This window comes from Pseudovibrio flavus (genome assembly GCF_009711345.1).
In the GTDB taxonomy this organism is placed as follows: Bacteria; Pseudomonadota; Alphaproteobacteria; order Rhizobiales; family Stappiaceae; genus Pseudovibrio; species Pseudovibrio flavus.
Genome location: NZ_SMMA01000058.1, coordinates 102,839 through 109,989, shown reverse-complemented (window position 1 = coordinate 109,989; position 7,151 = coordinate 102,839). Strand labels below are relative to the sequence as shown.

Below are 7,151 nucleotides of genomic sequence, written 5' to 3'. Positions count from 1 at the left end.
AAGTGCGGGATGACCCGAGCAGCACGTCCTCAAAGGACCGTCGCTTCTAAAGTGTCCTTGCATGGATCATTTCTGGATACCGGATCGGCGCTACGCTTGTCCGGTATGAAAGTGAAGCATGCCGTTTCAGCTCTTTATCTTTGGCTGCGACCAAGTCCTCGGAGTGCCCGCGTTGGTTCAAACCTCCCCATTGTCATGCCGGACCTGATCCGGCATCCAGTAACTCACCCTTGGATAGTTTCTAGATCCCGTGTCGAGCACGGGGTGACGTTTGGAGATTGTCGTAGCAGCTCGAACAACATCCTTGGCGGCGAAACTCTCCTTGAGAACAGGCTTGGATTTGCAGCTCCCACCGTCGTCATGCCGGACTTGATCCGGCATCCAGACACTCCCTCTCAAGCCCAAGCTAGATCCCGCATCAAGTGCGGGATGACTGCCGCGGTGGGCGGAAGGCCTTCAAAGCGCATTTACATGACCGTCCGCTCACTACACCCCTCCCATGGTGACAGATACCGCGTGGACGCCAGCGCCGACGAATACACCGGTTAAAAGCAGACCGATAAACACATTGAGGACCGCAAGCCCACGGCTAAGCAATGTCGTTGGAGCAAAATCACCATAGCCCACGGTCGTTGCATTGATGAACGCATGATAGAGGGAGTCGAATGTTCCCCATTCTTCAATACGCCCAATAACAATGCCGTTGATACAGACCGCTATGATCAACAAAAACAGTATGGGGGAAAGGTACAGGAGGTCGGCGAAGAAGATACTCAAAAACGTAAGTGAATACTCCATGCAGCCTCTCTGTCTGGATTTTAAGCCTCGCTTCTAATCGGATGCTACAATATCCAGCCGAGAACGCAGGCCATCAAGTTTCAGTTGCGAAGACTTGCAGGCATGAAGTGGCAGTAATTTGACCCTTTGCCAAAAAACACAAGGATCAGGCAGTTTTCAAAGACGGAAAGCCCTCATACCACTGGCTATGGTCTCCGGTGTTGTTTTCCATGCCCGGTTTGGTCAGGCACCCCTTTGGAGCAATATAGCTATCAATACGCCGTACCGGCTGCTCATGCCATGTGATGTTGAACGCAGCCATTTTCGGGAAGAAATAGAGCCCGCTATGCGGCAGGTTATCGTGGATCCACCACGCTAGAGAACGCCAGTCCGCCCCATCCTCCATTTGATCTGCAAACCAAGGAATGACAATGCATGCGGTCGCACCAGCATGCCCGTCTTTATCTCGCCGATCCCAGATATGGCCTGCGAAATTTGCCTCGTTTGAGGCGCAGGTGTAGCCCTTTTTGCCAGCCTTTTGCTGGGCGTTACAGTAGCCGTTGACCTCGCAAGAACGATAGGCAGAACGCACGATGATTTTGCCAAAGGTCGCCTGAAGTGGCTCGAGCAACTCCTTGCAGAGCCGCTTACCCACCATGATGGCAAGGTCAGGGTCATCGGGATAGTTAGGAATGCCGTGAAAGTTCGCAACCTCGCTGTAGAGAAACTCGCGCATGAAAAACGACTTGGAAAGCCTGACCCGTCCTAAATCATCAAGCGCTGTAACGCTGCCTATCTTTCGCATTCACCATTCCCCCCAAGAAAACTGCAGCTACAAAGCAGCACTAAACCCGAAATGTAGCATAGGTTGCTTTTGCTCAAATCTGCAATCTTCAATACGGGCAGAAACAAAAAAAGCGGGCCCATGAGCCCGCCTTTCTGTTCTTTGTAATGTCGCTTGATTACGCGCCAGCTGCATCAATATCGGCTGCGCTGTGGCGCTCAGGAACCTGCTGGGTCTCCTCTCCCCAAGTACGGTTCACACGGCGACCGCGAATAACCGCTGGGCGCTTGGCGATTGTATCGGCCCAGCGCTGGACATTTTTGTATTCATCGACCGAGAGGAATTCAGCTGCATCATAGAGCAGCCCTTTTGCAAGTGCGCCGTACCAAGGGAAGATGGCAATATCGGCTATGGAGTACTCATCACCGGCGATAAACTCGCGATTGGCCAGAGCAGTGTCCAGCACATGCATTTGCCTTTTTGCTTCCATAGTGAAGCGGTCAATCGGGTACTGGAACTTTTCCGGTGCATAGGCGTAGAAGTGCCCAAAACCACCGCCCAGATATGGTGCGGAGCCCATCTGCCAGAACAGCCAGTTCATTACCTCGGTACGTGCTGGTTGGGTGTTTGGAAGAAACTCGCCAAACTTTTCAGCCAGATAAAACAGGATTGAGCCGGACTCGAAAACACGAACTGGCTTCTCGCCGCTACGGTCCATAAGAGCCGGGATTTTTGAGTTGGGATTGACCTCTACAAAACCACTGGAGAACTGATCTCCATCGCCGATTTTAATCAGCCACGCATCGTATTCCGCGCCTCTGTGCCCGCGAGCCAGAAGCTCCTCCAGCATGATGGTGACTTTCACGCCATTTGGTGTTGCCAGCGAATAAAGCTGCAAGGGATGTTCACCAACAGGAAGATCTTTTTCATGGGTTGCACCGGAAATAGGACGGTTGATGCTGGCAAATGTTCCGCCGCTCGGCTGCTCCCATGTCCAAACCTTTGGCGGGGTGTACACTGTCGTCTCACTCATGGTCGTTCGGTCTCCACTATGCGCAAATGGCTTTGTGTGTCCATCAAAGGAAGCGCAATGGCGCCTCTGTTCCATTCTCACTTAGGATTAATAGCACTGGGTTCAAGCGGTTTATTCTGCAACTCTTGCGAACCGGATCATCCCCTATCCGCATAAACTTGAAAAACGACCGGAAACTCGCAGTTTTCGCGCCGATTATGAGGATTGAATTATAAGTGACAAAGGCGTGATTGCCTGCCCAAAGGCCCCACTTAGAAGGCTATGGGGCAATATAATCTGGCGAATCTGCGGGTTGCGCGTAATGCGGATAGTCGCTTCATAGAGTCGATGGGACCTTTTTGGGAAAGGCGCTATGAAAGCTATCGCCAGACTTTGTAACAGCATTGCCAAACGTTCTGCTTTAGTCAGGGATTTGGAGGCGGAAATTGCGCTAAACAGGCAGCTGATCTTGAGGCTACAAGATGCTACCGATTATGACCCCGTCAGTGTGATCTTGAAGTCTGGCCTTAAGGTTTTTTTGCCGAACCTTCCTCGCGATTTGATCCAGCGGACGATGTTTCGAACCTGTGACTTCTATGAACGCGAACTGCTGGAGGCGATGGACCCGCTGGTACCGGAAGGCTCAACGGTGATTGATATTGGAGCCAACATCGGCAACCACTCCCTTTACTGGGCAACGCAGGCAAAGGCTGCAAGGGTGATAGCATTTGAACCAGTGGCGGGCATCTACGGAACGTTGATCGGCAATATAGAGGCAAACGGGCTTGATGAGATTATCGAAGCCTATCCCTTTGCCTTGGGCGACAAAGGTGGACGTGGTGCGATTTACGCCTATGACCCTTCCAACCTCGGGGGCACTGCAATTCGCTCTGACCAACAGGGCGATCTCATTATCACCCCTCTGGATGATATGGACCTTGGTCTGGAGAGGCTTGATCTGATGAAGATCGACGTAGAGGGTTTTGAGCTTGCTGTGCTCAAAGGGGCTGCAACCACCCTCAAACGCTTTCGGCCAGCGCTCTTTGTCGAGAGCTTTGAGGGGGAGTTCGCCATGGTCAAACAGCACCTACAAGATAGCGGCTACAGGCTTTTTAAGGACTTTGGCTGCAACAACTATCTGTTCAAGGCTGTATAAGGCAGATAGCTGTGTTCCTAAGGCTATGGCAGGCGGGCGCTACCATACACCCGTGAAGGCTAGAAGCTCTCCGGCAAGTTAAGCCCTGCCGGAGAGATTGTTTCGTTTAACCGATCAGCTTTTCGATCACGTTTTCGATGATCTTGTGGCCTGCGTCCTGATCCAGAGACATGATGGATTCTGGGTGGAACTGCACTGCCGCAATTCTTTCAGATGTATGCTCGATTGCCATTACCACACCGTCCTCGGTCAAGGATGTAATGCGCAGCTCTGCTGGCAGGCATTCCTTTTTGGCAAAGAGCGAGTGGTAGCGGCCCACGATCACTGGAGAAGCAAGACCTGCAAACAGCAGGGAGTCATCTTCAAAGGTTACTGAAGACGGCTTACCGTGCATTGGTACATCGAGCTGGCCAAGTTCACCGCCCAGCGCTTCTGTGATCGCCTGAAGACCAAGGCAAACGCCGAAGATCGGTAGACCGCGTTTGCGTGCCTTTTCAATGGTTGCCGCGCAATCAAAGTCTTTCGGGTTACCTGGACCAGGGGAGAGAACCACCAAGTCCGGCTTTACGGTATCAAAGACCTCTTCAGCCACTGGTGAGCGGTAGGTGACAACCTCTGCTCCGGTCTGACGGAAGTAGTTGGCCAGCGTATGCACAAAGCTGTCTTCATGGTCGACAAGCAGGATTTTCTTCCCCTTGCCTAGCTTCTTCGCTTCCACTTTCTCTTCGGTTTTAAGTGCAAGGCCCGCTTCGCGCACAGCTGCACGCATTGCAGAGGCCTTCAGCTCGGTTTCTGCTTCTTCATCCTCAGGAATGCTATCGTAAAGCAGTGTTGCGCCAGCGCGGATTTGCGCCACACCGTCTTTAATGCGAACGGTGCGAAGGGTCAGGCCGGTGTTCATATCACCGTTGAAAAGAACAGCGCCAATAGCACCGCCATACCATGCGCGCGGGCTCTTCTCATGATCCTCAATGAACTGCATAGCCCAGCGCTTAGGAGCACCAGTTACAGTTACAGCCCATGTGTGGGAGAGGAAGGCATCCAGCGCGTCTTTACCCTCAAGCAGCGTACCCTCGATGTGATCTACGGTATGGATGAGACGAGAATACATCTCGATCTGGCGACGACCAATCACACGCACAGAAGCCGGATCACAAATGCGGCTCTTGTCGTTGCGATCAACGTCAGAGCACATGGTCAGCTCTGCTTCATCCTTGGCGGAGTTCAGCAGTTTGCGGATCTGCGCTTCATCCTCGATGGCGTTCTTGCCACGGCGAATGGTGCCGGAAATCGGGCATGTTTCAACGCGGCGACCACCGGTTACACGTACATACATCTCAGGAGATGCGCCAACGAGATACTCGGCATTACCAAGGTTGATGAAGAAGGAGTAAGGCGACGGGTTGATTTGCGCCAAACGACGAGAAACAGCAGACGGCGGGTTTTCGCACTTCTCGTAGAAGGTCTGCCCCGGTACTGTCTCGAACAGATCACCACGCTTGAAGTATTCAACCGCCTCATGCACCAGTTTGGCGTATTCGCCCGGCACATGGTCACCGCGGCCCGGATCAGCCTGCGCGGCGACATAAGGCACTTCCTCACCATCGCGGGCAAGTCCCTCTGTGCTCTTGCCATCCACCTCAAATTCGTATTCCAGAACGTGCGCTTTACGGCCGTAGTGGTCAACGATGAGGATTTCATCAGGCAAGAACAGCACCATGTCGCGCTGGTCATCAGGGCGCTGAAGCTTCAGGTTAATCGGCTCAAACTGGAAGGTAAGGTCGTAGCCAAACGCACCGTAAAGACCAAGCTGATCGTCATCACAAGCGAACAAATCTACCAGCGCACGCACAACCGAGAAGGCTGACGGCTGACGAGAGCGTTCTTCCTCGGAGAAAGCACGATCAGGCATCTTGATGGTGAGGTCAATACGCTCTTCATCAGCATTGAACTGGTCAATATCAGCATGGCCTTTAAGTGCTGCTGTCACGGCTGGCATAAGCACCTTGCCGCGCTCGTTCAGCGCACGGATCACGATCTTACGGTCGTTGCTTTCCAGCAGCAGCGGCGGGTTGACCAGAGCCATGTCCCAACGCGTGTAGCGGCCCGGGTATTCGTAGGAAGAGGAAAGCACAGCACCGCGCTGACGGTCCAGACGGTCAATCCATTCGGATGTACCGGCTTCGTAGTCGGCGGGGCGGCTGGAACGGCGGATGGTGAGACCACCTTTACTCTGGTAACTGCGGGCTGCCGTGATCGGCATGGGTAACTCCATTCTTTACGATGGCGACCGGTGTGATTGCAGGCCGGATACAAAAAAACCGCCTACGGAATACGCGGCGGCTCGTTGGTCAACGGGTCTTAACTCAAGACATGCGTTGTCATGGCCGCGTAGACGCGCGCCACCACCAAAGCATGTTAAGAGCAGAACAAGTAATCATGGCTTTTGCATACCTCATAGCGCTGTGCGGTGCAACGGGAAACCTCATGGTATCCCTCGCTCTTGCACCTTTGGCCACCTACGGGGCTGCGGTTGCTGGCCTAGCAGGTCCGGTTGCCCCGATCTGGCTAGCCGTCCCATGCCCTCTATTGCCATGAATTATATCGCAAAGACGGACTTGACTTAAACTTAACTTGAACTTGTAGAGCTTGCTTCCATTGGTCATTGCATTTTGGAGTTTGAGGAATGGATTTGAACCAAGTGACCTTGGAAACGAGGAATTTCAACGAATCTCTGGAGTTTTATAAGAAGCTCGGCTTGCGCCTCATTGTGTTGAGTGAGGGACGGTATGCGCGGTTCGAGATGCCTTCAGGTTCTTCGACGCTCTCACTGCACCAAGCGGAAGAGCCCGCCATTGGCAACACAGTTCTCTATTTCGAGGTTGATGATGTTGAGCGTAAGTTCGAGGAACTATCAGCGAGTGGTATCGTGTTCGAAACACCGCCGACGGATGAACATTGGCGCTGGAAAGAAGCGCGCTTCACCGATCCAGCAGGCAATAAACTCTGTCTCTTCCATGCAGGACCAGACCGCCGCTTTCCTCCTTGGCGATTGGGGGAGTAACTGGAGGATGGACGGTGGAGGGCAATGACCGCTTTTTGCTCTAGGCTTCTGTGACTGGTGTCGGAAATGAACCTTCAGCCTTGGGTACACATCCAGAAAGCACTGCTCGTCGTTACCGTCATCCCGCACTTGATGCGGGATCCAGTGTGAGCTGGAGAGTCTGAATTGACTGGATGCCGGATCAAGTCCGGCATGACGACGGGGAGGATTGAACCAGTGCAGGTACTTCGAGGACTTGGTAATAGCCAAAGATTAAGAGCTGAACCGGCAAGCCCCACCGTCATACCGGACAAGCGTAGCGATGATCCGGTATCTAGAACTAATCAATGCAGTACGCTTTAGAAGCGACGGTCCTTTA

Annotated in this window: 7 protein-coding genes; 3 read left to right on the top strand and 4 right to left on the bottom strand. The window is 53.0% G+C overall.

Features of this window, described 5'->3' with window-relative positions; translation table 11 throughout:
• Window positions 1–486 precede the first annotated feature (486 nt).
• The 3 genes from E1162_RS07155 to yghU form a co-directional block, all read right to left on the bottom strand.
• Window positions 487–798 (bottom strand): potassium channel family protein, encoded by a 312-nt coding sequence (locus E1162_RS07155; protein ID WP_155128747.1) that lies wholly within the window; start codon window positions 796–798, stop codon window positions 487–489.
• A gap of 145 nt (window positions 799–943) precedes the next feature.
• A complete protein-coding gene (locus E1162_RS07150; RefSeq protein ID WP_155128745.1) occupies window positions 944–1,582 on the bottom strand; it encodes a hypothetical protein in 639 nt (212 codons plus the stop codon).
• A 157-nt stretch (window positions 1,583–1,739) separates the two neighbouring features.
• Complete coding sequence (gene yghU / locus E1162_RS07145; RefSeq protein WP_155128743.1) at window positions 1,740–2,594, bottom strand: glutathione-dependent disulfide-bond oxidoreductase; 855 nt, start codon at window positions 2,592–2,594, stop codon at window positions 1,740–1,742.
• Window positions 2,595–2,946: 352 nt separating this feature from the next.
• Between yghU and E1162_RS07140 the strand changes: the two genes are divergently transcribed.
• Window positions 2,947–3,729: an FkbM family methyltransferase gene (locus E1162_RS07140; RefSeq protein WP_155128741.1), complete on the top strand. Its 783-nt coding sequence runs from the start codon at window positions 2,947–2,949 to the stop codon at window positions 3,727–3,729.
• Between the two features lie 106 nt (window positions 3,730–3,835).
• On the opposite strand, the gene E1162_RS07135 is transcribed toward E1162_RS07140, so the two are convergent.
• Window positions 3,836–5,992, bottom strand: coding sequence for an anthranilate synthase (locus E1162_RS07135; RefSeq protein ID WP_155128739.1), 2,157 nt, complete (start codon window positions 5,990–5,992; stop codon window positions 3,836–3,838).
• 176 nt (window positions 5,993–6,168) lie between these two features.
• Between E1162_RS07135 and E1162_RS07130 the strand changes: the two genes are divergently transcribed.
• Together E1162_RS07130 and E1162_RS07125 are read left to right on the top strand one after the other, a co-directional pair.
• Window positions 6,169–6,327, top strand: coding sequence for a hypothetical protein (locus E1162_RS07130; protein WP_155128737.1), 159 nt, complete (start codon window positions 6,169–6,171; stop codon window positions 6,325–6,327).
• Window positions 6,328–6,415: 88 nt separating this feature from the next.
• The gene (locus E1162_RS07125) at window positions 6,416–6,793 is read left to right on the top strand and encodes a VOC family protein (protein WP_155128735.1); all 378 of its coding nucleotides are present in this window, start codon (window positions 6,416–6,418) and stop codon (window positions 6,791–6,793) included.
• The last annotated feature ends 358 nt before the right edge of the window (window positions 6,794–7,151 follow it).